Origin of the sequence: Agrobacterium leguminum, assembly GCF_015704895.1 — a bacterium.
Lineage (GTDB): Bacteria > Pseudomonadota > Alphaproteobacteria > Rhizobiales > Rhizobiaceae > Agrobacterium > Agrobacterium leguminum.
The window spans coordinates 1-629 of record NZ_JADQWB010000051.1 but is presented as its reverse complement, the minus strand read 5'-3'; the positions used below and the strand labels follow the sequence as shown (position 1 = coordinate 629).

At 63.6% G+C, this 629-nt stretch carries 1 protein-coding gene; it reads right to left on the bottom strand.

Annotated features, from left to right (window positions below):
- Nucleotides 1-629: contractile injection system protein, VgrG/Pvc8 family (locus tag I3J13_RS25630; protein ID WP_268884173.1), on the bottom strand; the 629-nt coding region annotated here is incomplete at both ends.

The following is a 629-nucleotide window of genomic DNA, read 5'->3' as shown; positions in this document are numbered from 1 at the left end:
CCCGGCACCATGCCCGGCGTCTCGAAATTCCAGTCGGCACCCGCACGCTGGCCCGAGACATAGGAAAAACGCCGCGCCCAGTCGTTGATGTGGTTGCGATCCGACGACCCCTGCGCCAGACGCACCGTCCCCTCCCCCTGGGCGGCCGGCGACGGCCCAAGCCAGCCGCTGGCGCTATCGGCCACATGCAGCTTGTGGGAACCATCCTCCTGGCTAAACCAGTAGAACAGGCCGTCCTCTTCAAAGCGGCGGGTGAGATAATCGAGATCGGTCTCGTTAAACTGCACGCTGTAGTGCTGTGCAGGCGGCGGAGAAATGATGCCTGACGTATCGGGGGCGGGAATGCCGTGTTCGGAAAACAGCGTCTCGACGATCTCGACCGCCGTCTTGTCCATCCAGATACGGCAATCCGACCGGCGCGACAGAAGCCACATTTGCGGGCGGATGGTCAGTGCATAAGAGCGCATGCCGCGTGTGATCGGCGGCCCCTCATGCAGCTCCGTCACCAGGCCGTTGAAGGGGCGGCGAACACCGCCGCCATCGCCGTCGCCCTGGCTTATCTCGATGGAGATATCGACCAGCCGTCCGATCAGTTCTTCGGGCTTGACCGCTTCCTTCTTGGCCCGCAC